The 24,657-nt window shown below is 41.5% G+C and carries 25 protein-coding genes and 1 pseudogene; 3 read left to right on the top strand and 23 right to left on the bottom strand.

What is annotated here, in order from left to right; genetic code table 11:
- Positions 1 to 2 precede the first annotated feature (2 nt).
- From HMPREF1481_RS02410 to HMPREF1481_RS02310, 21 genes are all read right to left on the bottom strand, one after another.
- Positions 3 to 452, bottom strand: a complete 450-nt coding sequence (locus HMPREF1481_RS02410; RefSeq protein WP_016465514.1) for a threonine/serine exporter family protein — start codon at positions 450 to 452, stop codon at positions 3 to 5.
- A 1-nt stretch (position 453) separates the two neighbouring features.
- Positions 454 to 1,212: a threonine/serine exporter family protein gene (locus HMPREF1481_RS02405; RefSeq protein WP_016465513.1), complete on the bottom strand. Its 759-nt coding sequence runs from the start codon at positions 1,210 to 1,212 to the stop codon at positions 454 to 456.
- Between the two features lie 86 nt (positions 1,213 to 1,298).
- Positions 1,299 to 3,164 (bottom strand): Stk1 family PASTA domain-containing Ser/Thr kinase, encoded by a 1,866-nt coding sequence (pknB, locus tag HMPREF1481_RS02400; protein ID WP_016465512.1) that lies wholly within the window; start codon positions 3,162 to 3,164, stop codon positions 1,299 to 1,301.
- Positions 3,161 to 3,898 carry a Stp1/IreP family PP2C-type Ser/Thr phosphatase gene (locus HMPREF1481_RS02395; protein ID WP_016465511.1) on the bottom strand — a complete coding sequence of 246 codons (738 nt, stop codon included), beginning with the start codon at positions 3,896 to 3,898 and terminating at the stop codon, positions 3,161 to 3,163. Before HMPREF1481_RS02395 ends, pknB begins: the two co-directional genes overlap by 4 nt.
- A gap of 15 nt (positions 3,899 to 3,913) precedes the next feature.
- On the bottom strand, positions 3,914 to 5,227 hold the full coding sequence (gene rsmB, locus HMPREF1481_RS02390; protein ID WP_016465510.1) for a 16S rRNA (cytosine(967)-C(5))-methyltransferase RsmB: 1,314 nt from the start codon (positions 5,225 to 5,227) through the stop codon (positions 3,914 to 3,916).
- Positions 5,220 to 6,155 (bottom strand): methionyl-tRNA formyltransferase, encoded by a 936-nt coding sequence (fmt, locus tag HMPREF1481_RS02385; RefSeq protein WP_016465509.1) that lies wholly within the window; start codon positions 6,153 to 6,155, stop codon positions 5,220 to 5,222. Before fmt ends, rsmB begins: the two co-directional genes overlap by 8 nt.
- Positions 6,156 to 6,167: 12 nt before the next feature.
- Entirely contained in the window at positions 6,168 to 8,558 is a 2,391-nt protein-coding gene (locus HMPREF1481_RS02380; RefSeq protein ID WP_016465508.1) for a primosomal protein N', read from the bottom strand.
- An 84-nt stretch (positions 8,559 to 8,642) separates the two neighbouring features.
- The gene (gene rpoZ / locus HMPREF1481_RS02375) at positions 8,643 to 8,957 is read right to left on the bottom strand and encodes a DNA-directed RNA polymerase subunit omega (protein WP_004251389.1); all 315 of its coding nucleotides are present in this window, start codon (positions 8,955 to 8,957) and stop codon (positions 8,643 to 8,645) included.
- A gap of 24 nt (positions 8,958 to 8,981) precedes the next feature.
- Positions 8,982 to 9,608 (bottom strand): guanylate kinase, encoded by a 627-nt coding sequence (gene gmk / locus HMPREF1481_RS02370; RefSeq protein ID WP_000775049.1) that lies wholly within the window; start codon positions 9,606 to 9,608, stop codon positions 8,982 to 8,984.
- Between the two features lie 135 nt (positions 9,609 to 9,743).
- Complete coding sequence (locus HMPREF1481_RS02365) at positions 9,744 to 11,357, bottom strand: ribonuclease Y (RefSeq protein ID WP_016465507.1); 1,614 nt, start codon at positions 11,355 to 11,357, stop codon at positions 9,744 to 9,746.
- 217 nt (positions 11,358 to 11,574) lie between these two features.
- Positions 11,575 to 12,672, bottom strand: coding sequence for a nucleotidyltransferase (locus HMPREF1481_RS02360; RefSeq protein ID WP_016465506.1), 1,098 nt, complete (start codon positions 12,670 to 12,672; stop codon positions 11,575 to 11,577).
- Positions 12,673 to 12,681: 9 nt separating this feature from the next.
- Positions 12,682 to 13,422, bottom strand: a complete 741-nt coding sequence (locus tag HMPREF1481_RS02355; protein ID WP_025173248.1) for a class I SAM-dependent DNA methyltransferase — start codon at positions 13,420 to 13,422, stop codon at positions 12,682 to 12,684.
- Between the two features lie 110 nt (positions 13,423 to 13,532).
- Positions 13,533 to 13,886, bottom strand: a complete 354-nt coding sequence (gene rsfS / locus HMPREF1481_RS02350) for a ribosome silencing factor (protein WP_016465504.1) — start codon at positions 13,884 to 13,886, stop codon at positions 13,533 to 13,535.
- Positions 13,887 to 13,898: 12 nt separating this feature from the next.
- Positions 13,899 to 14,399, bottom strand: a complete 501-nt coding sequence (locus tag HMPREF1481_RS02345; RefSeq protein WP_016465503.1) for a cysteine hydrolase family protein — start codon at positions 14,397 to 14,399, stop codon at positions 13,899 to 13,901.
- Positions 14,400 to 14,993, bottom strand: a complete 594-nt coding sequence (yqeK, locus tag HMPREF1481_RS02340) for a bis(5'-nucleosyl)-tetraphosphatase (symmetrical) YqeK (protein ID WP_016465502.1) — start codon at positions 14,991 to 14,993, stop codon at positions 14,400 to 14,402.
- Positions 14,993 to 15,622 (bottom strand): nicotinate-nucleotide adenylyltransferase, encoded by a 630-nt coding sequence (locus tag HMPREF1481_RS02335; RefSeq protein ID WP_016465501.1) that lies wholly within the window; start codon positions 15,620 to 15,622, stop codon positions 14,993 to 14,995. The genes yqeK and HMPREF1481_RS02335 overlap by 1 nt, the downstream gene beginning before the upstream one ends.
- Positions 15,623 to 15,673: 51 nt before the next feature.
- The gene (gene yhbY / locus HMPREF1481_RS02330) at positions 15,674 to 15,985 is read right to left on the bottom strand and encodes a ribosome assembly RNA-binding protein YhbY (RefSeq protein WP_000060171.1); all 312 of its coding nucleotides are present in this window, start codon (positions 15,983 to 15,985) and stop codon (positions 15,674 to 15,676) included.
- Positions 15,986 to 16,192: 207 nt separating this feature from the next.
- Complete coding sequence (gene yqeH, locus HMPREF1481_RS02325) at positions 16,193 to 17,299, bottom strand: ribosome biogenesis GTPase YqeH (protein WP_016465500.1); 1,107 nt, start codon at positions 17,297 to 17,299, stop codon at positions 16,193 to 16,195.
- 2 nt (positions 17,300 to 17,301) lie between these two features.
- Positions 17,302 to 17,829, bottom strand: coding sequence for a YqeG family HAD IIIA-type phosphatase (locus HMPREF1481_RS02320; protein ID WP_016465499.1), 528 nt, complete (start codon positions 17,827 to 17,829; stop codon positions 17,302 to 17,304).
- 16 nt (positions 17,830 to 17,845) lie between these two features.
- Positions 17,846 to 18,751: a magnesium transporter CorA family protein gene (locus HMPREF1481_RS02315; protein WP_016465498.1), complete on the bottom strand. Its 906-nt coding sequence runs from the start codon at positions 18,749 to 18,751 to the stop codon at positions 17,846 to 17,848.
- 51 nt (positions 18,752 to 18,802) lie between these two features.
- Positions 18,803 to 19,369 carry a mechanosensitive ion channel family protein gene (locus tag HMPREF1481_RS02310; protein ID WP_016465497.1) on the bottom strand — a complete coding sequence of 189 codons (567 nt, stop codon included), beginning with the start codon at positions 19,367 to 19,369 and terminating at the stop codon, positions 18,803 to 18,805.
- 230 nt (positions 19,370 to 19,599) lie between these two features.
- Between HMPREF1481_RS02310 and HMPREF1481_RS02305 the strand changes: the two genes are divergently transcribed.
- Positions 19,600 to 20,568, top strand: coding sequence for an aromatic acid exporter family protein (locus tag HMPREF1481_RS02305; protein ID WP_016465496.1), 969 nt, complete (start codon positions 19,600 to 19,602; stop codon positions 20,566 to 20,568).
- A 53-nt stretch (positions 20,569 to 20,621) separates the two neighbouring features.
- Here the strand turns inward: HMPREF1481_RS02305 and HMPREF1481_RS02300 are convergent, their stop codons facing one another.
- Both HMPREF1481_RS02300 and typA read right to left on the bottom strand, forming a co-directional pair.
- A complete protein-coding gene (locus tag HMPREF1481_RS02300; RefSeq protein ID WP_004251425.1) occupies positions 20,622 to 20,876 on the bottom strand; it encodes a DUF3165 family protein in 255 nt (84 codons plus the stop codon).
- Between the two features lie 19 nt (positions 20,877 to 20,895).
- Entirely contained in the window at positions 20,896 to 22,737 is a 1,842-nt protein-coding gene (gene typA / locus HMPREF1481_RS02295) for a translational GTPase TypA (protein ID WP_016465495.1), read from the bottom strand.
- 159 nt (positions 22,738 to 22,896) lie between these two features.
- Between typA and HMPREF1481_RS02290 the strand changes: the two genes are divergently transcribed.
- Both HMPREF1481_RS02290 and HMPREF1481_RS10595 read left to right on the top strand, forming a co-directional pair.
- On the top strand, positions 22,897 to 23,622 hold the full coding sequence (locus HMPREF1481_RS02290; RefSeq protein WP_016465494.1) for a pseudouridine synthase: 726 nt from the start codon (positions 22,897 to 22,899) through the stop codon (positions 23,620 to 23,622).
- Positions 23,623 to 23,835: 213 nt separating this feature from the next.
- Positions 23,836 to 24,602: pseudogene (locus HMPREF1481_RS10595) on the top strand (transposase); the annotation flags it as partial.
- Positions 24,603 to 24,657: the final 55 nt, after the last annotated feature.

The following is a 24,657-nucleotide window of genomic DNA, read 5'->3' as shown; positions in this document are numbered from 1 at the left end:
ACTTAGCTGGCTCGATTCTTTTTGAGATAATAATACATCTTCAGAACAACTGTCCCACTTGCCATTCCTATAGAGATAACAAGGGCCAGCATCATGACTAACATTGCACTGGTAATGGCGTTTCTATAGTCGCCTGTCACAAAGAATGAAGTCGTTCGATAAGATAGATACCCTGGTACCAGCGGAGCCAAGATGGCTAAAGTAAAAACAACGGCTGGTGTTTTGTAGATAATACTCATAATCTGGCTGATACAAGAACCAATTACAGCGGCAATAAAGGTCGCCAAAATAACATTAGTTGGCTCCTTGAGTATTAGATAGAGCAACCAGATTGACATTCCCAAAACTCCACCAGGAATGAGCATAGAACGTTGAACGTTTAAAACGATTAAAAAAGTAATAATAGCTAACAGACTAGCTAAAGCCTGCAATAAAAATGTTGTTAGAGTCATATTAGTTCATGAGTAGGAGGGCGACAGAGGTGCCTGCCCCTAAGGCAAGGGTAACCAGCAAGGATTCAAACATCTTGCTCATACCAGAGTTAATGTGATTGGTCATAATATCTCGAACAGCATTGGTCAGAGCAATTCCAGGTACAAATGGCATGACCGCACCTGCAATGACCAAATCGGCTGTCGAAGGAAAGCCAGAATAGCGAGCCCAAAATTGTGCAATCAAACCAAAAACAAGAGCACCTGCAAAAGCTGTCATAAAGGGAATACGAATAAATTTTTCTACGTAAAGAGAAAAGGTGAAAGCAAATATGGTTGCTACTCCTGCACCAATGGCATCGTAGACATTCCCCCCGAACATGATAGAGAAGAAGGGAGCACTAAGGGTCGCTGCAGCAGTTAGCTGAACATTGGTGTAGGGAGATGCCTTGGCATTCAATTCCTTTAATTGGATAAAGGCTGTCTCCAAATCAAGCTGTCCCGATACAAGTTGCCGTGAAATCTGGTTGACATCACACACCTTCTCAATATTATAGGCAGAGGAGGTTACTCGTTTCATTCGAGAGATATTTGTATTTTCAATGGAGAAAAAAATAGCTGCAGGCATGGCCAAAACATTACAATCCATGATGCCTTGTGAATGAGCAATTCGAATCATGGTGTCTTCGACACGATAGATTTCAGAACCATTACGAAGCAGAATTGTACCTGCTAACATAATGACATCAATGACTGCATTCAGTTTTTTTGATTCGTCCATGTTCCCCTCCTTTTTAAACTCCTTTTATTTTATCATAAATTTTAAGGAAAAAAAATCTTTGCCACAAAAACTGTGACAAAGATTGATTAGTTCTCACCTTGATGGATATCTGAAGTTGTGGTAGTTTGATTAGTCTGTGGTTCTCTAATCTGTGGAGATGTTTCTCCACGATAAGGGTTCCCTTGTGATGGATTTGTTGTTGTAGTTGTTTTCGGTTTATAGATAGAAATCTTGATACGAGTTGTATTCAAATCTACACCTTCACCTGGTTTTGGACTCTGACTGACAACAGTTTCCTCAGCAGTTCCTTCTGGAGCTGTAGAGACCTCTACCACTTCAATATTAGCTTCTTTTACACCAACTATCTGAATCAAGTTATTCTTAGTAAATTCAAGACTTGATCCAATATAACTTGGCATAGGAACGCTAGTTACCTTCTTGGCTACTGTCAAGGTAATCTCTGTCGCCTTACTAAGATCATAAGTGGTTCCTTCTGGCAGACTCTGTCTCATAACAAGTCCTGCCTCTGTTTCACTTGATTCTTCTTCTACAACCTTGATGAGATTTTCAGGAACTTTTTTCCCTTTCAGTTCTGCTATGACGTCCGTAGATTTGCGTCCAACATAGTTTCCAATCTTAAACGATTGCTGACCTGAAGAGATAATGAGATTGACTTTAGTCCCTTCCTTGCGAGCTGAACCAGCATCTGGATCCGTTCGAATAACTCGGCCTTCTTCTACTGTATCACTAGCTTCAGACTTCTCTTCACCAATTTCAAAATTAGCTTTTTTAAGTTTTTCCTTAGCTTCAGCTACAGTTTGTCCTGCAACATTTGGAATTTCAACAGTTGCTGGTGTTTTCGATACAATCCAAAAGAGAGAAGCTAAAACAAGTATAAAGCTGGCTAAAAGCACCAAATATCTCGCTTTAAAACGACGCTTCTTGACTGGTTTTGCAACAGCTTCTTTACCCGGTGCCTTTTTAGCCGGATTTTGGCTCTGTGGAGCTTCTTCCTTCGGTTGCACTTTAGGAATCGCTGTTAAGGTAGACTGTGACATTTTCGGTAAAGTTTTTGTATCAACTTTACTCGTATCTTCAAATACTAACTTTGGTTCATTTCGACGGTTATAAGAAAGGCTGCTCAATAAGTCAACATACATTTCTGAAACAGTTTGATAACGGTCTGTTAACTTTTTAGCTGTCGCTTTTATAACTACGTTTTCCAAGGATTGTGGTACTGATGGATTTTCAGCAATGACAGAAGGAAGTGGTTTTTGGAAATGTTGAAGTGCAATGGTCACAGCACTATCACCATCATAAGGAATATGACCTGTCAACATTTCGAAAAAGATAATTCCCATTGCATAAATATCACTCTGTATGGTCGCTTTAGAACCACGCGCCTGCTCAGGTGATAGATAATGAACAGAACCCAACATGGAATTGGTCTGTGTCAAACTGGTTTCCGCAAAGGCCACTGCAATCCCAAAGTCAGTCACTTTTGCAGTTCCATCAGGAGTCAAGAGTATATTTTGAGGTTTTAAATCTCGGTGAATAATCCCCTTTGCATGTGCTAAACGCATCGCCAAGAGAATTTGACCCATGATACGAACAGCTTCCTCGTTTGATAGAGGGTAGTGTTCTTTGATATAGCGTTTGAGGTCAAGCCCAGCTACATATTCCATAGCTAGGTACTGTTGACCGTCTTCTTCACCGATATCCGTAATTCGAACGATATGAGGATGATCTAGGTCTGCCATCGCACGCGCTTCACGCTGAAAACGTGCAACAGCGATAGGGTCCGTCTGATAGTTGGTCCTTAGGACCTTCACAGCAACCTCTTCCCCATCAAGAATCAAATCTTTGGCCAGGTAGACATCTGCCATTCCTCCACGGCCAATTTGTTTGATAATCCGATATCGTCCGGCAAATATCTTGCCGATCTGGATCATTTTGATTCCTCCTCAATCGCAATCAAGGCAACCGTGATGTTGTCAAGCCCTCCAGCATTGTTTGCAAAACGTACTAAGGTTGCCGCCTTGTCATCAAGCGAAATATCACTTGTCACGATATCATAGATTTCGCTACCAGAAATCATGTTGGTTAGACCATCACTATTTATAACGATATAGTCACCCGGTTCCAAGCTCATGATCCCTAAATCAGGTTGAATCTCATCTTTTTGTCCAATAGACTGGGTGATGATATTTTTTTGCGGATGCGCTTCAGCTTCTTCAGGTGTTAATTGACCTGCCTTGAGCAACTCATTGACTAATGAATGATCACTCGTTAATTGGTGGTACTCTTCTCCACGAACCAAGCCAATACGAGAATCACCAATATGAGCATAGATGGCTTGGTTATCAATGATTGCAAGGGCTTCTAGAGTTGTACCCATCCCTTTATATGCTTCATCACGCCCCAATTGATAAATTTTTTGATTTTCAATTTCTAGGTGTTCCGCAAACCATTCACGAACTTCATTCACGGTATCGATCTGAGTATCTACCCAGGCAACACCTAAGTCCGTAACTGCCATCTCACTGGCAATATTACCCGCTCGATGTCCTCCCATCCCGTCAGCCAAGATAATCATCGTACGACCGGCACGGTTGACAAAAAGATTGACATAGTCTTGATTATTTGTACGTTTCTGACCCACATCTGTTAATAATGAAATCTCCATTGTGTCAGTTCCTTCCTAATTGGATATCTTACGAAATTGGCTAATAAAGAATCCATCACTTCCGTACAATTCTGGAGTAATGAGGATGCAGCCATCTTTTAGGATATCCTTGCATTCGTGTTCTAGTTTAACCTGCTCGAACTCTGGATGACTTTCTAAAAATGCTTGAACCACTTGAAAGTTCTCCTCAGAGACAATAGTGCAGGTACTATAAGTTATTATACCACCTTTACGTAGCGTTTGACAAACACTACCTAATATTTCCAACTGAATTTCCTGTAATGACGCGAAATCAGCAGTGTCTTTGTTGTATTTGATATCTGGTTTCCGACGCAATAGACCAATCCCTGAGCAAGGGGCATCAACAAGAATCTTATCAAATTGATTCTTACCAAAAAACTCGTGAACCTTTCGGGCATCCAATTTTTGTGTTTGAACACGGTCCGCTACACCTAGACGCTCCGCATTCTCTTGTATCAAAGTGAGTTTATGATTGTAGAGATCCAGAGCTGTTACCTGACCTGTCGTTAGATAAGAGGCCATATGGGCTGTTTTCCCACCTGGAGCTGCACAAGCATCCAAAACCTGCTCCTCTCCTTGTAAATCAAGAGTTGGAGCAACCAGTTGACTAGACTCATCCTGGATAGTAATAAGTCCTTCCGAAAATAAGTCAAGACCCGCAAAATGCCCCTGCTCCTTGACCAGACCAGAAGCCGATAAATCAGAATCACTTGCATCAAGCAGAGCTTTAATTGCCTCTTTTCGGCTCAAATCTGTCACACGGATACTGGCCTTATTGCGTTGCAAAAGACTCTCAAAAATCGCTTGCGCTCGCTCTTCTCCATACTCTTCCTTGAGCTTAGAAACTAACCACACTGGCAAAGAGTAGGCGATAGAATCACGCTTGTTTTTACGCTTGATACTGGCAATATCTGGCAAACCTTCTCGCAATATACGGCGCAAAACAGCATTGACCAATTTTTCGCTACCTTTTTTACGAAGTTTAGCCAGCTCCACCGCTTCATTGACCACTGCATGATCAGGAAGCTTATCCAAGTATTGGAGTTGATAGATGCTCATGAGAAGCAAAACATAGAGCCAGCTGTCTAGCTTGTCTCTATCCTCAATAAAGTGAGACAAATACCATTCTAAAGTTAGTTTACGAGCTACGGTTCCATAAACAAGCTCTGTCACTAAGCCTTTGTCAGTTGCTGACAGTTGACTTCCCTTAAGGTGTTTATTTAAGGCGATATTGGAGTAGGCTTGATTGACAAAGACATCCTCTAGCACCTTTAAGGCTAAGTTTCTAGCCGTTTCTACTTTAGTCACCAAATCGTTCTCCTACAGCCAAACTTCGTCCAACACCGTTGAGGAAGGAAGCAATGTCCATTTTAGGTTTCCCAGCTGGTTGAACCTGTTTGAGAGATAGAGCTCCTTCTGCTGTTGCGACAATCAATTCTTTCTTACCGATGGAGAGTATCTCACCCGGATTCCCCTGACCTTCTACAGGTAGGGCTTCATAGATTTTGAAACGTTCTCCTTTTAGGAAGGTATGAGCAACTGGCCATGGATTCATCCCACGGATTTGGTTGAAAAGTTGACGGTTGGTCTTGTTCCAGTCCAGTTTTTCCTCCTCAGGTTTGATATTTGGTGAGAAAGTTACTTGGCTTGGATCTTGCGGTTGAGGCTGAATTTCACCAGCTATATAAGCAGGTAGAGTATCCAAAAGCAAATCACGCCCAACAATGGCCAATTTTTCGAACAAAGTTCCAACATTATCCTCATCAGTAATGGGAATACTGCGACGAGAAATCATGTCCCCTGCATCCATTTCCTTGACCATTTCCATAATGGTTACTCCTGCTTCTTCATCACCTTGAATCAAGGCATAATGGATAGGAGCTCCACCACGGTGCTTTGGAAGAAGCGAAGCATGAACATTGACTGCAAAATCCATGCTATCAAGGAGTTTACTTGGGAGAAATTGTCCAAAAGCTGCTGTTACAATCCCATCAGCTCCCAAATTCATGATGGCTTCCATTTCTGGACTACCCGATAATTTTTCAGGTTGGTAAATAGGAAGTCCTGCCTCTTTGGCTGCTTGTTTGACAGGGGTTTCTTGGATGACTTTTTTACGCCCAACTGCGCGATCTGGTTGTGTTACAACAGCTACAATCTCGTAGCGATCATCTGTCAAAAGTCCCTTCAAAACAGTTGCTGAAAAATTGGGAGTTCCCATAAAGATTAGTTTTGTCATCTTTTCTCCTTTTTACAAAAATTGCTGCGGTTCGTGATCAATACTGAGACGAAGCTCACTGTTTTCACGCTCTTGAGTTAGGGCCAAGACCCGATTAAGGGTCGAAGCCAACTCATCTTCTAAACGGTATTTAATCAATATTTGGTAGTGATAGAGGTTATGAGTACGAGCGATAGGTTTAGGCGTTGGACCAAGGATGATACTAGCATCCGACAAACCTGACCGCAAAATTTCCATGACCTCATAAGCTCTTCTAAGAACCTCTTCTTCTTTCTTATGAGACAAGGTGATCCCAATAGTGAAATAATAAGGCGGATAACCCAACTGACGTCTGATGCCCATTTCATAGGCATAGAAACCTTCATAATCCTGATCCTTGGCAAAACGAATAGCATAATGATTAGGATTGTAGGACTGAATCAATACCTGACCTGCCTTTTCAGCACGACCGGCACGACCGGCTACCTGGGTCAAGAGTTGGAAGGTTCTCTCAGAAGAACGAAAATCAGGCAGATTCAAGGCTGTATCCGCATTAAGAACACCAACCAAGGTTACATTTGGAAAATCCAAGCCCTTGGCAATCATCTGGGTGCCAAGTAAAATATCCACTTCCCCTTTTCCAAACTGGTCAAGCAAGGCTTGGTGACTACCCTTTTTGCGAGTTGTATCCACATCCATGCGCAGAATACGTGCATCTGGAAAAAGTTCGGCCAGCTCATCGTAGGCCTTTTGAGTCCCCGTCCCGTAATAACGAATGCTGTGACTCTGACAGTTTGGACAGACATGTGGAATTTCCTTAGAAAAGCCACAGTAATGGCAGTTCATGGTTTTGGTATCCATGTGGAGAGTCAAGGAAATATCACAATTCGGACAGGTATCCACGGTCCCACATTCCCGACACATGACAAAGCTAGAATAACCACGGCGATTGAGCATGAGAACAACCTGCTCTTTTTTATCCAATCGATTTTGAATGGCCTCAATCAGAGGTGGTGTAAAGTTCGACGTTTCATTTTGTCCGATGTAATCACGGAAGTCAATCAGTTGAACTTCAGGAATGCTTGCTAAAGGATTGGCACGTTGAGTCAGACGTAGATGTTGATAAACACCCTTGCCAGCACGCGCACGACTTTCTAGACTTGGTGTTGCAGAACCAAGGACTAGGGCAGCTTGATTGTACTGGGCACGTAAAAGAGCCACATCTCTAGCATGGTAACGAGGATTGCTGTCTTGCTTGTAGCTAGCCTCGTGCTCCTCATCGATAATGATTACCCCTAGATTTTTCAAAGGTGCAAAAATGGCAGACCTAGCACCAACAACTACTTGGGCTTCTCCTCGCTCCACCTTGCGCCATTCGTCGTACTTTTCACCATTGGACAAACCTGAATGGAGAATCGCTACTTTATCACCAAAACGAGCAATGAAACGCTCTGTCATTTGAGGTGTCAGAGAGATTTCTGGGACTAAAACGATAGCTGTTTTCCCCATATCCAAGGCTCCTTGGATAATCTGCAAGTACACCTCCGTTTTCCCACTTCCTGTAATTCCTTGTAGAAGAAATGGAGGATGCTCTTTCCCAATCGCTCCAACAACCGCCTCACAGGCTTGTTTTTGCTCTGGATTTAACTCTAAAGATTGACTGGATTCAATTCCTTCAAAGTAGGCAGCTGAGCGTTGGACTTCCTTTTGAACGATGGTAACAGCACCATGTTCCACAAAGAAGTTAACTTGTTCGCGTGAGTAATGTTCTAACAAATCAGCCAAAGGAACTGTTTCAGGATGTACTAATAAATAATCTCGCAACTCCAATTTCTTCTTGGCACGATTTGAGATTTCTAGATTTTCTAATTTATCAAGATTCACTTCAACCCAAGACTGTGTCTTAACTTTCTTCTGATCCACAGCCTGGTACTCTAGTTTTAAAAGACCTTTTCGAGTCAATCGCATCATCTCAGCCTGCTTTTCTAAATCTAGAGATGAAAATGCTAGAGACTCTTGCGAACCGAATAAACGTTCCTTGTCCTCCTGACTCAAGCCTTCCAGAGGATAGAGGATTTTATCATAGCTAGAATTTAAAAATCCTGGAAGCATAGCTTTTAGAATAGAAATCTTGTATGAAAAAACTGACTTACGTAGTTCTTCAGCCAACCAGAGTTGTTCCTCCGTTAAGACAGGAGAAAAATCCAGCACCTCAGCAATTTCTTTCAAGTCATCATCTGCCATTTCCGATTCTTGTTCCATTCCAAGAACAATTCCCTGAATCAAGCGATTGGCCTTCCCAAAAGGCACATGAACCCGCATACCAACTTCCAGCATGTCTACAAATTCCTCAGGGACCTTATAACTGTATGGTTGGTCCGTCTGCATCAAGGGAACATCCACAATGATTTTTGCAATAGCCATATCCTCACCTCCTTCTTTACTTAAATCGTTTCAATTGATTGAGTATTCTTGCAATAGAAAAAATAAGATTGAGTCCCCCCAACCTTAAATTTTTTCACCTTCTTCTTTTTCTTTCGCGATTTGCTCTTTGATTTTCTTTTCTTCTTCTTCTCTCAATCGTCTTTCTTCTTCGATACGACGACGAACAGCTTCGCGTTTCCCTTCTGGATCTGGGTGGATGGTTACATTCCCTGATTCAATTTCTTCCAAGGCACGAAGTGTAGATTTTTCAGATTTGAATTCTTGCGTTGGAGTTGCTCCAGCTTCTAATTCGTGAGCACGTTTTGCTTCCAAGATGACGAGTGAATATTTTGATGGTACCTTGTCAAGCAAGGTATCAATAGAGGGTTTAAGCATCATTTGTTTGTACCTGTTTTCTATAGTTTATCGAATAGTTGGAGACTTTGGTAGCATATCCTGGTAGTGACCGATGACACGATCGACCCGGAAATGTTCTGCTTCAATCACACGTTTGACACGTTCTGCAGCAAGAGGAACATGATCATTGACAATAGCATAGTCATATTCACGCATCAAAGCAATTTCTTCTTTGGCTTTTTCGATACGCTGGGCAATCACTTCTGCGCTATCGGTACCACGGCCTACGAGACGATCTTGCAATTCTTCCAAATCTGGTGGTGTCAAAAAGATAAAGACTGCGTCTGGAACTTTTTTCTTGACCTGAAGAGCTCCCTGCACTTCAATTTCAAGGAAGACGTCAATCCCCTTATCAAGGGTTTCATTGACATAGGTCAGAGGAGTTCCGTAGTAGTTACCTACATACTCTGCATACTCTAACATCTGTCCTTGACGGATCAATTCTTCAAATTCTTCACGTGTACGGAAGAAATAGTCAACTCCGTCTACTTCACCTGGACGTTGAGCCCGTGTTGTCATAGATACAGAATATTGGAATTGATTTTCAGAACTCTCAAAAATTTCTCGTCTAACCGTTCCTTTTCCAACTCCTGAAGGACCTGAAAAAACGATTAGTAAGCCACGGTCTGCCATGATGTCTCCTTTGGATAGTTTGTGAAATGCCTCGAAAATTCATCTGAATTCACTATGTAAAGCCATTTCTGCATACTACAATCTTTCTATCTAGTGTAACAAAAAAGCAGTAATTTTTCAACTGCTCTTTCTTATTTATTTTGCATAATCAACTGCACGAAGTTCACGAATCACGGTTACCTTGATATTTCCTGGGTAATCGAGATTACTTTCAATTTTCTCACGAACTTTGTGAGCCAAAATTGTGACCTTATCGTCCTTGATTTGACCTGGGTTTACCATGATGCGGATTTCACGACCAGCTTGAAGGGCAAAGCTATTTTGAACTCCTTCAAAGCTATTAGCAATTTCTTCTAAATCATGGAGACGTTTGATGTAGCTTTCAAGCGATTCGCTACGAGCTCCTGGACGGGCTGCGCTTAAGGCGTCCGCTGCAGCAACGAGAACTGCAATCACACTTTCAGGCTCTACATCTCCGTGGTGACTAGCAATCGTGTTAATCACGACTGGATGCTCTTTGTACTTGCGAGCCAATTCAGTACCAATCTCAACGTGGCTACCTTCTACTTCACGGTCAATGGCTTTACCGATATCGTGAAGGAATCCTGCACGACGGGCAAGAGCTGCATTTTCACCAAGTTCGCTAGCCATGATACCAGCCAACTTAGCCACTTCGATTGAGTGTCGCAAGACATTTTGTCCGTATGAAGTACGGAACTGTAAGCGACCCATGATCTTCATCAAGTCTGGGTGAAGGTTTGGTGCACCAATTTCATAGGCAGCAGCTTCACCATATTCACGAATACGGTTATCAATTTCTTGACGGTTTTTCTCAACCAACTCTTCGATACGAGCTGGGTGAATACGTCCATCCTTAAGCAAGGTTTCCATCGTCATACGGGCAATCTCACGGCGGATAGGATCAAAACCTGACAAGGTTACCACTTCTGGCGTATCATCAATGATGACATCAACCCCTGTCAAACTTTCAAAAGTACGAATATTACGACCTTCACGACCAATGATACGACCTTTCATGGTATCATCAGGCAGATGAACAGTTGAGTTGGTAGACTCAGCTACATACTCACCAGCAATTCTCTGCATGGCTTGGGACAGAATATCCTTAGCAAGCTTATCAGAACGTTCCTTGACTTCTTGCTCCGCCTCACGAATGCGGCTAGCAATTTCCTTGCTCAAGTCTTCCTCTGTCTGAGCTAAGATAATATCTTTTGCCTCTGATTGTGTCAGACTTCCGACACGCTCAAGTTCAGCTTGCTTTTGCTTTTCAATTTCTTCTAGTTGCTCTTCACGTGCATCAAGGTTTTTTGCTCTATCAGAAATACTTTGTTCTTTTTGTTCAAGTGTTTTTTCTTTGTTCGTCAAATTATCGTCTTTACGGTCAAGGCTCGTAGCTCTCTCCGTCAAACGACTTTCGATTTGCTTGAGTTCTTGACGCTCTGACTTAAATTCAGCGTCCACTTCTTCGCGGTATTTTCTGGCTTCCTCTTTAGCCTCCAATAGTGCTTCTTTTTTAAGGGATTTGCTTTCGCTTTTAGCTTCATTGAGTAATAAATCCGCTTCGCGTTCAGCTTGTCCTCGTAAATTAGTTGCTTCTTGTTCAGCATTTAAAAGCATCAACTCTGCAGCCTCTTGTGATGATTTCATCTTGACTGAGATGCTGACATATCCAATGACTAAACCAATGATGACGGCAAAAACAACTATAACAATCGCCATAATTTCCATGTTTTTACCTCAATTTATTTGTTTATCCGAATGACATGCATTCCTATACATTTTACCACAAAAAACTATTTTTAACAAACCTTAAATGGAAGATATTTTGGTCATTTTTTGAGTTAAAATTGTTATTTTCCCTAGTAAAATAGGCTTCTTTAACGAACCCAATCTTTTATAGAATTTTTTACAAAAAAATAAGTAAAAAGCCTACCTTTCAGTAGACTTAGTTTGTTTCGATTCTGATTGGCACTCTGCCAAAATTTTGTTCTTCGATACTTGGGTGTCCTAGTTGGTAGATCTGGTCTGCCTTTTGAGTCATGACATCCCAGGGCTCTTTACCGATTCGACTGACTAAATGGACCTGCTCTTTCAGAGACTTGAGATGTTGCCTACCTTTTTCGGTAAATCCAAGGATATGAATGGCTTCTGGCAAGTCACTCTCTCTGGTTTGTACCAAGATATAAGTCAAGAGTCGTCTAACTCGTGCTTTTGTGTATCGTTTGGTAGCAACCGCCTCGACTAATTCTTCCATAGTTTGCGCCATTTTGATAGCCTCCCTAATGCGCACCTCCATTTCCTGATTGACCTGATAGATAGTGGTTAGGTCAGGATTTGACAAGATTTGGTAGCGAAGCAAAGGGTAATAATCTTCCCAGCTTACCTTGCTAGCATTTGCAAAAAGGGCAACAGAAGGCATAAAGCGCTCTAGAAAATTCTGGTCTGATTGGTGCTGACGAAGAGCTGTCGCTGAGGCAAAGTCCACATTCTTGTCCACAGAATGGTAACCTGCTCCCTGACGTTGAATTGGATGAAGCTTGATCTTTCGCCCTGCTACCGCTTTAGCATAGGCAAGTGCAAGGACATGATTGGGCGTATCACCAGAAAAATCAAGACCTGCAAATTCCTTCCACATGGCTTGGGTTTTCTGAGGGTAGGAAAGAGAATCCGGTAAGTTTTCCATGAAGAGTTCCATCTCTTGACCACGTTCTGTATATAGGTTAGCAATTTGCTGGTAATCCAGAACTTCTTCTGTCCCAAAGGCTAGGGTATCCATCCCCAAACGAGCCAAGATAGCCACTGCACCTTGACCAAAAAAGTCCGCCGCTTGGACACTGACTAAAAAGGGCAATTCTACAACTAAATCCGCCCCATTCTCTAGTGCCATTTGAGCCCGTGTCCACTTGTCCACAATAGCAGGTTCGCCACGTTGAACAAAATTCCCAGACATGGCAACGATTTTCAGTCCTTCCGCCTGATCCAGCAGGTATTTGTGGCCATTATGAAAAGGATTGAACTCTGCGATAATACCTGTAATGGTCATGGTAATCTCCTACTTCTGTGCGACGAAAAACCAACGGGTACTAGTCTCTGTTGGCTCCTTGTCTTCAAAGTCCGCAAAGAGTTTAAAAGACTTGAAACCAGCCTGCTCAAGCAGAATATCATAGGTTAAGACCTCGTAAGTGCGCTCCTCATGCACTTCATCATGACGACTAAAGGAACCGTCTGCTTCCTTGACAAAGAAAGTCAACTCATGGACGATAGAATGTGGTGCTGCATCCTCATAGGTATCCCAGAGCATGGCAAAATCTTCCGCATTTTCATGATAAGAATAACCTGGGAAAACCTCATCAGTTTGGTAGGTCGAATGCACATCAAAGATAAAGACTCCGTCCTCATTAAGAGCATCATAAACTTCTTTAAAGACATCCCCTACTTCCACCTCGTCCTGCATATAGCAGATAGAGTCCGAATAGCAAGTCACAAAGTCGTATTTACCAGCCTTGGATAAATCCAGCATATTGCCTTCAATAAAATCAATCTTTTGTTTGGCTGAAGCCGCTCTCTTCTCAGCAATTTTCAGCATATCAGCACTCAGGTCTAATCCTGTCACATCAAAACCAGCTTGAGAAAAGCGCACAGACTGAATCCCTGTCCCACAAGCCAATTCCAAGAGTCTCTTTCTCTCCTTAGTCTTAGGCAGATGACGGAGGGAAAAGTCCGTCCATTTGTCATATAAACTATCATCCATGACTGCATCGTAAACAGCCGCAAAAGTTTCATAAGTAGCCATAATTAAGTTACAAAGAGCGTCCCTGGCAAACACCACTCGCCCTTTACCTTTCAATCAATTTTTCTAAAATAAGCAAATAAAACCCAGTTGACTGCAACTGAGTTCATCTCCTATGCTAAGGTCTCTGAAATATCTACAGAATCCGCCTCATGCCAGAGTTTTTCTAGATTATAGTGGGCACGCATTTCTTCTGAGAAGATATGCACAACAACGCCACCAAGGTCTAGCAAAACCCAGCCACCAGCTGCATCGCCTTCGACATGGCTACCTTTAAAGCCTGCTTCAGCTACTTTTTCACGAATATTGTCTGCGATAGCATCCAACTGACGACTGTTCATAGAGCTAGTAATGACAAAGTAGTCTGTCACACTGGTCAATTCTTGTACGTCAAGCGCGAGGATATCCTCCGCGCGTTTCTCATCAGCCGCTTTCACGACTAGTTCTAGTAATTCTTTTTCGTTCATTTATTCCTCTTTCTAGAAAATATGTTTGTAATCTAGGACATCTGCAAAGCGCCCCTCCCAAATGCCCTCATAAAATTCATTTATCGTTTCTGCTGGAATGTCATCGCCATCAAACGTTGTGCAAGTTCCTTCTGGAATAATAAGCTGATAGCCATATTCAAAGGCAACCTTGACAGAGGTATCCACACAATATTCTGTCTGCATACCACATAAAACTAATTTTTCAATCCCCTGTTTATCCAAGTATTCTTTTAAACCAGTTTCTTTGAAAATACTGTTATACTTCTTCTGAAAGACCTTTTCATTAGGTTTTCGACTTAAAAGCTCAGATAACTGCCAATCTTCTGATGTTTGAGCTTCAGAGTTCTCAATATGTTGAACATAGATAATTTCGATATTCTTGCTTCTAGCCTGGTTTTGTAAATAAGAAATTTTTTCCAATAGACTTTTTGTCTGAAACCCAGTTTCCACTAAAATATTCTGAACATCAATGATTATAAAAGCCGTCTTCATTTAGTCCTCTTTCAAATAGTGCACATAGGCGTTATAGGTTTCAAGGGTTTGGGGGTAGATGGGAAATCCTTGGTAAGCTAAATGCTCTACTGTGTGAGCTGTTTCGTAGGCCACCGCCTTATTTAGCGATAGTTCAGCAATTTCACGCGCCTCATCCACTCCTGGAAAGGCACGATTGTGCTCGATATAGTCTGCGACGTAGATAACCTTGTCAAGGTCCGTCATCTGACTCGCTCCTACTGTATGGATTTCTATTGCACGCAGAATTTCAGAGTCTTGCAAGTTCAAATCTTCTTGAATTTTGTAGATACCGACCATACCATGCCAAACATTATTACCCCAGTTTTTGAGGTCAGGATCTAGCTGATAACGGTCAATCAAGTCTAGAAATTCCTGGTCTGACAACTTTTTAGCATAGTCATGAAGGAGACCTGCTAGACCTGCTTTCTCGGCATCCACTCCGAATCGTTCTGCAAGTTCAATGGCTGCGTGCTCTACACCCAAACAATGGGTCAAACGCTTCTCAGGTAGAAGCTCTGCCATTTTTTTCAATAATTCCTCACGGGAACAGTTGATATAGTCCTGATATGCCATTAGTAAAGTCCTTCTTTCTCGATATAGTCTAATACAGGCTTAGGTAGGAGAAAGTTAGGTGTGCGTCCTTGGACAATGAAATCACGCACCATGCTGGATGAAATATCCATAAGAGGTACATCCACCCAGATAACTGGGTAAGAAGTCCCTGCCTTGTAACGCGGACGTTGAACCCCTACAAACTGAACTAGTTCCACCAACTCATCAATTCGGTACCATTTAGGCAGATAGTCTACCATATCTGCACCGATAATGAAATAGTAATCTGTGTCTGGATTCTTCTCTGTTAGAAGCTTCATGGTGTCGTAGGTGTAAGAAATACCCTTACGATCTAGCTCGATGGTCTCAATAGCCAGACCTTCAATCCCATCAATCGCCAATTCTAACATCTTGAGGCGATGGTGCTCAGGAATGGTTTCTTTTTTATCTACGTGAGGTGGTTGGTATTCGGGCATGAGCAGAACCTGATCCAATCCCAACTGTTGGCGCACTTGATCTGCAACAATCAGATGGGCATTATGAACGGGATTAAAATTCCCTCCTAAAATACCGACTTGTTTCCGTTTTTTATCCTTGATTTCTGGCTCTAACTCCACTTTCGTAAAGGGAGTTAATAATTCGATTGCCATAGGTTAATCTCCTTTACTCTTCTGTAAAAACAGTTTTTGGGAGTGTCATTCTTAGATTTCTTTAACTTTTTTAGAAATCTTGCGATTTTCTTTCTTGCTGGATTGTTTATACAAAATCAAGATGCGTCCGATTTTTTGAACTGTGTCCACACCGATTTCTTCTTCCAAGATTTCAGCTACTTCGTGGATATTCTCATCTGTGTTTTGCAAGAGAGTAACCTTGATCAATTCACGAGCGTCAAGAGCCTGACGAACACTTGTTTTAATTTGGTCGTTGAGACCATTTTTCCCGATTTGGATGATGGGTTTGAGGGTATGTGCCTGGCTGTTGAGGAAGGCACGTTGTTTTGATGTTAATGACATATTTTCTTTAAAAGAGTTTTTATACTTTTCTGAAGTGGTGACGGACGTCAGCAAAGTCCTTCGGACTTTCATGACTAAAATCTGAGCCTAAGGTCTCAGATTTTCCGTTGTTGGTACAATTTCTTGTACCAACTGCCACCACGGCGAAAAGTATTCGTTATGGGCTCGCAATGCTCGCCTTTATATATAACTCTTTCCTTTCTGTGTTTAAATAATGGCTTTTCGTGTGACGACTGCGACGCCTTCTGGTGCCCAGACGGCGACTTTAGCAGTTCCTGTTACACGAATCCAGCCTAGTCCTGAGATAACTAAGTCAGTCTTATCCTTGATAGTAAAGACATGTTGGACTAGTTTTGGAAAATCTTCTTTTTCCTTGCTATTTGGTGGTGTGAGAAGAGTTCCCCGGTGCTTGTCGTAAAAAACACTAGCTCCCTCCAGTTTGGTACGATGAAGTTTGAGTTCATTGTCAAAGAAGGCTGTGAAACCTTGCTTTTCTCCTGCAATAAAGTCAAAGCGTCCCAATCCACCTAAAAACAGAGTTTGTTCAGGGTTTAACTGATAGGTTTTTGGTTTGATTTCCTTTTTAGGACTGACATACTTGAGGTTTTTATCCGTCAAGTAGTGAGCCATCTGATGACGGTGAATAATCCCCGGTGTATCATAGATATAAGATCCGTCATCAAGCGGAATCTCAATCTTATCTAAGGTTGTCCCTGGGAAACGTGATGTTGTGATGACGTTCTGGTCACCCGTAATTTCCTGGATAATTGCGTTGATAAGAGTTGATTTCCCAACATTGGTAACCCCAACTACATAGACGTCACGACCCTTACGATAGTGCTCAATTTTATCAATGACTTCCTTGATAGCATGCTTGTTTTGGGCTGAAGTCAGGACGACATCGACTGGACGAAGACCCTCCTCATGGGCACGTTCCATCAGCCATTGGCTAATCTTACCAGGCTTAACAGACTTAGGAAGGATGTCTTTTTTGTTTCCAACCAAGAGAACATCATTGCCTGATACAAAGCGAGGCAATCCTGGGATAACAGAGCCATTAAAGTCAAAGATATCGATAACGTTCACTACTAAGGCATCACTGTCTCCTACCTCGTGCAAGAGTTTGAGGAAATCATCATCCGTCAACTGCACATCTGTGATTTCATTGTAATGACGAAGACGGAAACAACGTTGGCAATAAACTTCACCAGTTTCCAAACCTTTTTCGAGTGCTGACTGAGGTGTAAAGCCTAGACCGGTCTTATCTGTCGTCTGAATGGTTGCTCCACAACCAATACAGAGAATTTCTTCCATAGTTAGATTCCTTTTTTATATGTGATAGGCCCGTACTTTTCAGTGATTTGTTTCATAACACGGCGCTCACGAGCTCTGTTAATCTGTGTTTTGATAGAGTCATGCTGGACCAAGGGTTTGACCAAAATCGAACGAATCCCTGCTCGGTGAGCAGCTCGAATATCCGTCATGAGCTGATCCCCAACCATGACCACTTCGTTTTTCTCATAGTGGAATTCCTTCATGGCGCGGTCAATTCCGAAAGTAAAGGGCTTCAAAGCCCAATAAACATAGTCAATCCCAAATTTTTCAACCGCACGTTGAACTCGTTTTTTAGAGTTGTTGGACACTACGATAATGCGAATACCAGCATCACGAAGGTCATGTAACCATTGCTTCATCTCTGAAGTCCCATCAGGGTTATTCCAAGCAATCAGAGTGTTGTCCAAATCCACCAAAACAGCTTTGATCCCTTGGTTTTTCAGGCTTTGGACTGTCAAATCATAAACTGCTTCTACAGCAAAGTCTGGCATGTAGTTTTCAATCACCATTTTGGCTCCTTTTCTGTTATTTTCTAGTAATTTTCTTCAGCCATTGAGATAAGGCCACCCATAAAATCAAGCTAGTCATTAAGATATAAATCCAAGCATTTGGCTCTTCTGTAAATGGTAGAGGAACATTCATTCCGAAGAAACCTGTAATAACCGCAAGTACTGCTAGTAAGACGGAGATAATAGTCAAAATTGACAAACTATCATTCAAGTTATTGTTTAGGATGTTGTTGTAAGAAGCTGAGAGTTGTTGCAAGACTTGAGAAATCAAGTCTGTCATAGACACCAACTGATGGGCTTCAATCATGGCATCATCAAACTGCTCTCGTTCGACATCATTAAATCTCCGATAAAGAGCATGGCCCTGGATATGTTCCAAGAGGAGTCGATTTTGTTTTGCTGCTGCTGTCAAGTAAACCATACCAGTCTCCAAGTCGGAAAGGGCGAAGAGATTTTTCTTTGTTGTAGTTTGACGTAGCAAGGCACTAATTTCGTCCTTACTTTTATCCATCTCTTCAATGACAGGATAATAAGCGTTACTGATAATCTCTAAACTGGCAAAAAGAAATTTGTAAATAGAAAGTGACTCATGGCTATCTAGATAAGCTAACATCTGATCAATGACATAAGCATTCTTATGGTTGCTGATGGTAATCATTCGTTTGTTTTCAACGATAAAGGTCATGGGAATCGCTTCATAGTAATCCTTGTCCTTTTCTAAGTCTAGAACATTGTAGATAAAGGTCACAGTCCCATTCTCACGGTTGTAATCCATATGGGCACGTTCATTTTTATCCAGCGCATATTCGATGGTTTCCTTATCCAATCCGTAGATTTCAGATAAATCTTCAAGATTTTTAATTTTTTCTACATCTAGATTGATCCAAACACAACCATTTCCTAATTGCTCATCTAAAAACATCGTTTCTCCTTTACCAAACTCTTTCTATTGTACCATAAAAGAGGTAAAATTTCAGTTCTCTTCTTTCCTTGAAAAATTGCTGACCACAGTAATATTACGGTTGGGAACAAAGTGGAGAGCCTGGTCTTCACCTCTTAGTTGAGTGGTTCGAATTCCGACACTAACTACTTTTCCCGATACAGTAATGGGACCATTTGTCAAAACAACTTCATCTCCTACATCCAACTGGCGTTCAAAGAGAATAAAGAAGCCATTGATAACATCTGATAAGAAGCCCTGCGCCCCCATACCAATTGCAACCCCGGCAATCCCAGCACCAGCTAGTAAACTGGATACAGGTAGTCCTAGGATAGACAAAATGCAGTAGACTAAAAAGAAATAAAGGGTGTAATTAAAAATATTTTCTAATAAACGCGAGATTGTCTTTTGTCGTCCTGCATCACGCTTTGAATACTTAAGTGAAGGCTTCACAATTCTCTTGACAGCTGCATGGAGAAGCTGTTTAGCTATGTAAAATAGCACAAATAAAATTAAAAGAGAAATCACTTTCGTTAAAAGATTCTCAAATACCGTTGTTAAATCTAGCTTATTAAAATAACTTTTAAAAAATTCTTGCATGTAAAACTCCTTTCTAATTATTATACCACAAAACGAAGTTGTGTCTGGCTTCATAAATATTCATTCTTCCTAAACTATTATTAGATTCACTTGATTTCAAAACATATTTATACTATAATCAAACCACTACATGGAGAACAAATTACTTTCTCAATAACTCTCTTGGAATAGACCTTTCTACCTCACCTACTACTAAAACTTTAAAGCATTTATCTCAAGGAAAGTATTCTATGTCTATCACACAACGCACTCTTAAACTAGTCCTAGCAACTTGTTTTGCTTGTTTACTAGCCTACTTTTTTGAACTATCTTCAGCTGTATCATCTGGTATCATTGCTATTTTGAGTCTCTCTGATACACGAAGAAGCACGATCAAGCTAGCCCGCAATCGTCTTTTTTCAACTCTTCTAGCTCTCCTAGTTGGCGTCATTGCTTTTCAACTAACTGGCTATCATATCTGGAGCTTTGGACTTTACTTAGTAATCTATGTTCCTCTAGCCTATAAACTCGGATGGGAAATTGGAATCACTCCTAGTAGCGTTCTGGTTAGCCATCTCTTAATCCAACAATCAACAGCACCAGCACTTTTACTGAATGAGCTCTTACTCTTCCTAATCGGTACTGGCTTTGCACTTCTGGTCAATCTCTATATGCCTTCACGTGAAAAAGAAATTCAACATTATCATACTCTTGTTGAAGAAAAACTCAAAGATGTTCTTCTACGGCTTTCTTACTATCTGAAAAGAGGAGATGGCCGTAATCAGGCTCAGCTTGTAAATGAACTTGATCAACTACTTGAGGATGCTCTTAAGTTAGTTTACCTCGATCATTCTGACCATCTCTTTCACCAGACAGATTATCATATCCACTACTTTGAGATGCGACAAAGACAAACGCGTATCTTAAGAAATATGGCTCAACAGATTAACACATGCCAACTAGCTGCTAGTGAGAGTTTGATTGTCGCTCAGCTCTTTTCAAAAACAGCTAGCCAACTGAGTCAAACCAATCCAGCCTACGATTTATTGAATGATATCGAGAGCTACCTACAGGTATTTCGCAATCGTAGCCTCCCTAAAACAAGAGAAGAGTTTGAGACACGGGCGACTCTCTTGCAACTCTTCCGTGAATTAGAACACTTTATCCAGATAAAAGTCGATTTTTACAACCGTTATTCTGACAATAACAGTAACAAATAAAAACTTCTATCGGCAACTCAGTTGCTGATAGAAGTTTTTTGTTATGAATAGATTTAATTTTCTCGCTTCTTTCGAATCGACATGAGACTGATGTCTCTCAAACTAAAGTAAGTAAGAGCCAGCATTCCCAATGTAATAAAGATTTCTGCTGGAAGTTGGAAAATCTGTAGGGCAGACAAGAGCAACAAGATTACGAGGGCAACAAGTCCAAAGACTAATATTACAACATTGACCGTCCCCTTGATACTTTGAGGTGTCGCAAATACATAGAGTAGTAATAAGAGTATCCCTATGATTAAATAGACCATCTTTATCTCTTTCTAGCTCTTATTCAGCTGATTTTTTCTTTTTGTTTGCTTTCTCACGCTCTGCCTTGTTAAGGATTTGTTTACGCAAACGGATTGATTCAGGCGTTACTTCCATGTACTCATCATCATTCAAGAACTCAAGTGATTCTTCAAGTGTCAAGATACGAGGAGTCTTGATAACCGCTGTTTGGTCCTTAGTAGCAGAACGAACGTTAGTCATTTGTTTTGCTTTCGTGATATTAACAGTCAAGTCATTTTCACGAGAGTTTTCACCGATGATCATTCCTTCGTAAACCTCAGTACCTGGGTTGACAAAGATAGTACCACGTTCTTCGATAGACATGATTGAGTATGTTGTTGCCTTACCAGTATCGATAGAAACAAGGGCACCACGGTGACGTCCACCGATTTCACCTGGAATCAATGGCAAGTATTGGTCGAAGGTATGGTTCATGATACCGTAACCACGAGTCATTGACAAGAACTCAGTTGAGTATCCAATCAAACCACGCGCAGGAACTAGGAAGACCAAACGAGTTTGACCATTACCAGTTGAAATCATATCCAACATTTCACCCTTACGTTCAGAAAGGCTTTGGATAACAGATCCTTGGTATTCTTCTGGTGTGTCGATTTGCACGCGCTCAAATGGTTCACATTTGACTCCATCGATTTCTTTGATGATAACTTCTGGACGAGATACTTGGAGTTCGTATCCTTCACGACGCATGGTTTCGATCAAGATAGACAAGTGCAATTCCCCACGTCCTGAAACTGTCCATTTATCTGGTGAATCCGTTGGGTCTACACGAAGAGAAACGTCTGTTTGCAATTCTGCTTGAAGGCGCTCTTCAACCTTACGTGAAGTAACCCATTTCCCTTCACGACCAGCAAAAGGTGAGTTGTTCACCAAGAAGGTCATTTGAAGGGTTGGCTCATCAATATGAAGAACTGGAAGAGCTTCAACTGCGTCTGTAGGAGTGATGGTTTCACCAACGAAGATATCTTCCATACCTGATACGGCAATCAAATCACCAGCTTTGGCTTCTTGGATTTCACGACGTTCCAAACCAAAGAAACCAAAGAGTTTTGTAACACGGAAGTTTTTGGTTGTTCCGTCAAGTTTAGAAAGGGTAACTTGGTCCCCAACCTTGACACTACCACGGAAGATACGTCCGATACCGATACGTCCTACGAAGTCGTTGTAGTCAAGAAGTGACACTTGGAATTGAAGTGGCTCATCAGAGTTATCAACTGGAGCTGGGATGTGGTCGATAATGGTGTCAAAGATTGGCGCCATAGTCTTTTCTTGGTCTGCTGGATCATCTGACAATGAAGATGTTCCGTTGATCGCTGATGCATAAACAACTGGGAAATCAAGTTGGTCATCATCCGCACCAAGCTCGATGAAGAGTTCCAAAACTTCATCCACTACTTCTGCTGGACGAGCAGATGGCTTATCGATTTTGTTAACTACAACGATCGGTACAAGGTCTTGTTCCAAGGCTTTTTTCAATACGAAACGAGTCTGTGGCATGGTTCCTTCGTAGGCATCTACGACCAAAACAACACCGTCAACCATTTTCATGATACGCTCAACTTCTCCACCGAAGTCCGCGTGTCCTGGTGTGTCCATGATGTTGATACGAGTTCCGTTGTAGGCAACGGCTGTATTTTTCGCAAGGATAGTAATTCCACGCTCTTTTTCAATATCGTTTGAGTCCATTGCACGCTCAGCTAATTCTGTACGTGCGTCAAGAGTTTCAGATTGTTTCAACAATTCGTCAACGAGGGTTGTTTTCCCGTGGTCGACGTGGGCGATAATCGCGATATTACGGATATCTTCTCTTAATTTTGTCATGATTTCCTCTATTTATTTCAAATTTATTTTCTAACTGAACGATTATACCACAATTTTAAGCAAATGGCATAACTCAAGTAAGTGTAAATGTTTTCAAAAGAAAATTCATGACTTCTCTTTTCTTTTCAAAAATCCTGACTTGTGATAAGATAGGCTGGTATGCGTTTAGATAAATTATTAGCTCAGGAAAAAATCAGTCGAAAAGCCATGAAACAAGCTCTTTTCAAAAAAGAAATCTTAGTTGATGGACTCCCTGCTACCTCCCTTGCACAAAATGTTGACACGGGACTCCAAAAATTAGTCTTCCAAGACAAAAACATTCATGGATATGAACACACCTATCTCATGCTCCACAAACCAAATGGTGTTGTAACTGCAAGTAAGGACAAGAAGCTTCCAACGGTCATGGACCTCCTTCCTCAACATCTCCAGTCAGACCAACTCTATGCCATTGGTCGTCTGGATCGAGATACGACAGGACTGCTCATCTTGACAGACAATGGGCCTTTAGGTTTTCAACTCCTCCACCCTCAGTATCATGTGGATAAAACGTATCAAGTTGAGGTCAATGGACCACTGACTCCTAATCATATCCAAATGTTCAAAGATGGGATAGTCTTTTTAGACGGAACTGTCTGTAAACCTGCTCAGCTTGAGATTCTATCTTCAAGCCCTAGTCTCAGCCGAGCCACCATCACCATCTCTGAAGGGAAATTTCATCAGGTCAAGAAAATGTTCCTCTCAGTTGGTGTCAAGGTCACTGCCCTCAAACGAGTTCAGTTCGGGGATTTTACATTATATTCCGACCTAGCAGAAGGTCAATATCGACCCTTGAATCAGGAGGAATTGAAAATCATTAAAAACTACTTAGAGAAAAGTGGATAAAACAAAAAAGCTTTATGTTTAAAGCTCAGATCGAAGACAAAGTCCTCAGAACAGAAGTTTCTAAGGGCTTTTCTTTGTGTAAAGTCGTATAATAGAGGTAAGAAAAGTTGTGAGGTACTCCCTATGTTTCACAAAGAAAAACCTGATTATCATCGCTGCCAATATGGCTTCTATACGATAGACGAATTGGTCCCAGAAGATCACTTTCTTCGCCAATTGGAAGTTGAGATTGATTTAGATAGGAGAAAACACGAAAAAAAGTCCTTAAAGCCCACAAAAGAAAGCGAGGCTAGAGAAAAGAAAATCTCAAGGACAGATCCTGAGAGTGGTTGGTTCCACAAGGGGGAACACAAGAAAGTATTTGCCTATTCTGCCCAAGTAGCGTGTGATAAGCATGGTTGGGCCTTGGCTTATACGGTTGAAGCAGGAAATGTTCATGATAGTCAGGCTTTCCCTACCCTCTTTGCCAAGATTGAGCCTTTTCATCTGTCTTCCCCTATACCCGCCCCAAGGGAGTAAGGGGGAACTTAAGACCCAGTGATTTTGTTTATGATGCCTTCTATGACTGTTACCTCTGTCCAGAGAATCAAGTATTAGCCTATCGCACGACGACTAGAGCAGGCTACCGTGAGTATAAGAGTGATCCAACAGTATGTGTCGCCTGTCCTCTATTATCTGTCTGTACCCAGAGCCAGAATCAGCAGAAAGTCATCACAAGGCATGTATGGAAAGATGCGCTTGAATATTGTGAAGAGATTCGACACCAAAGAGGGATGAAGGAACTCTATAAGAAGCACAAAGAAACCATTGAGAGGCTCTTGGGGACCGCCAAAGAATACCACAACCTCCGTTATACAAGAGAGAAAAGCAAGTCCAAGATGGAAGATAAGGTTGGGCTTACTTTAGCGTATTTGAATCTCAAAAAACTAGTAAAAATGAGGGTGGGGAAAACTTTTTATTTTGTTCAAATGACCATTATTCTAGCAAAAGATGGCATTTTAGCCTGACAAACAGAAAAAGACAAACACCATTTGG

Source organism: Streptococcus sp. HPH0090, from assembly GCF_000411475.1.
Classification (GTDB): Bacteria; Bacillota; Bacilli; order Lactobacillales; family Streptococcaceae; genus Streptococcus.
This window is presented reverse-complemented; position numbering and strand designations above follow the sequence as displayed.

Bases quoted from the DNA above. Each gene is read 5' to 3' on its own strand.
- HMPREF1481_RS02405 (WP_016465513.1), bottom strand. From the start codon at position 1,212: ATGGACGAATCAAAAAAACTGAATGCAGTCATTGATGTCATTATGTTA.
- yqeH (WP_016465500.1), bottom strand. From the start codon at position 17,299: ATGGAAGAAATTCTCTGTATTGGTTGTGGAGCAACCATTCAGACGACA.
- pknB (WP_016465512.1), bottom strand. From the start codon at position 3,164: ATGATCCAGATCGGCAAGATATTTGCCGGACGATATCGGATTATCAAA.
- HMPREF1481_RS02355 (WP_025173248.1), bottom strand. From the start codon at position 13,422: ATGGCTACTTATGAAACTTTTGCGGCTGTTTACGATGCAGTCATGGAT.
- rpoZ (WP_004251389.1), bottom strand. From the start codon at position 8,957: ATGATGCTTAAACCCTCTATTGATACCTTGCTTGACAAGGTACCATCA.
- HMPREF1481_RS02360 (WP_016465506.1), bottom strand. From the start codon at position 12,672: ATGACCATTACAGGTATTATCGCAGAGTTCAATCCTTTTCATAATGGC.
- yqeK (WP_016465502.1), bottom strand. From the start codon at position 14,993: ATGGCATATCAGGACTATATCAACTGTTCCCGTGAGGAATTATTGAAA.
- HMPREF1481_RS02315 (WP_016465498.1), bottom strand. From the start codon at position 18,751: ATGTTTTTAGATGAGCAATTAGGAAATGGTTGTGTTTGGATCAATCTA.
- HMPREF1481_RS02345 (WP_016465503.1), bottom strand. From the start codon at position 14,399: ATGAAGACGGCTTTTATAATCATTGATGTTCAGAATATTTTAGTGGAA.
- HMPREF1481_RS02300 (WP_004251425.1), bottom strand. From the start codon at position 20,876: ATGGTCTATTTAATCATAGGGATACTCTTATTACTACTCTATGTATTT.
- HMPREF1481_RS02305 (WP_016465496.1), top strand. From the start codon at position 19,600: ATGTCTATCACACAACGCACTCTTAAACTAGTCCTAGCAACTTGTTTT.
- HMPREF1481_RS02380 (WP_016465508.1), bottom strand. From the start codon at position 8,558: ATGGCTATTGCAAAAATCATTGTGGATGTTCCCTTGATGCAGACGGAC.
- HMPREF1481_RS02290 (WP_016465494.1), top strand. From the start codon at position 22,897: ATGCGTTTAGATAAATTATTAGCTCAGGAAAAAATCAGTCGAAAAGCC.
- HMPREF1481_RS02310 (WP_016465497.1), bottom strand. From the start codon at position 19,369: ATGCAAGAATTTTTTAAAAGTTATTTTAATAAGCTAGATTTAACAACG.
- HMPREF1481_RS02395 (WP_016465511.1), bottom strand. From the start codon at position 3,898: ATGGAGATTTCATTATTAACAGATGTGGGTCAGAAACGTACAAATAAT.
- HMPREF1481_RS02335 (WP_016465501.1), bottom strand. From the start codon at position 15,622: ATGGCAATCGAATTATTAACTCCCTTTACGAAAGTGGAGTTAGAGCCA.
- HMPREF1481_RS02365 (WP_016465507.1), bottom strand. From the start codon at position 11,357: ATGGAAATTATGGCGATTGTTATAGTTGTTTTTGCCGTCATCATTGGT.
- gmk (WP_000775049.1), bottom strand. From the start codon at position 9,608: ATGGCAGACCGTGGCTTACTAATCGTTTTTTCAGGTCCTTCAGGAGTT.
- HMPREF1481_RS02320 (WP_016465499.1), bottom strand. From the start codon at position 17,829: ATGGTGATTGAAAACTACATGCCAGACTTTGCTGTAGAAGCAGTTTAT.
- fmt (WP_016465509.1), bottom strand. From the start codon at position 6,155: ATGACAAAACTAATCTTTATGGGAACTCCCAATTTTTCAGCAACTGTT.
- HMPREF1481_RS02410 (WP_016465514.1), bottom strand. From the start codon at position 452: ATGACTCTAACAACATTTTTATTGCAGGCTTTAGCTAGTCTGTTAGCT.
- rsfS (WP_016465504.1), bottom strand. From the start codon at position 13,886: ATGAACGAAAAAGAATTACTAGAACTAGTCGTGAAAGCGGCTGATGAG.
- yhbY (WP_000060171.1), bottom strand. From the start codon at position 15,985: ATGTCATTAACATCAAAACAACGTGCCTTCCTCAACAGCCAGGCACAT.
- typA (WP_016465495.1), bottom strand. From the start codon at position 22,737: ATGACAAAATTAAGAGAAGATATCCGTAATATCGCGATTATCGCCCAC.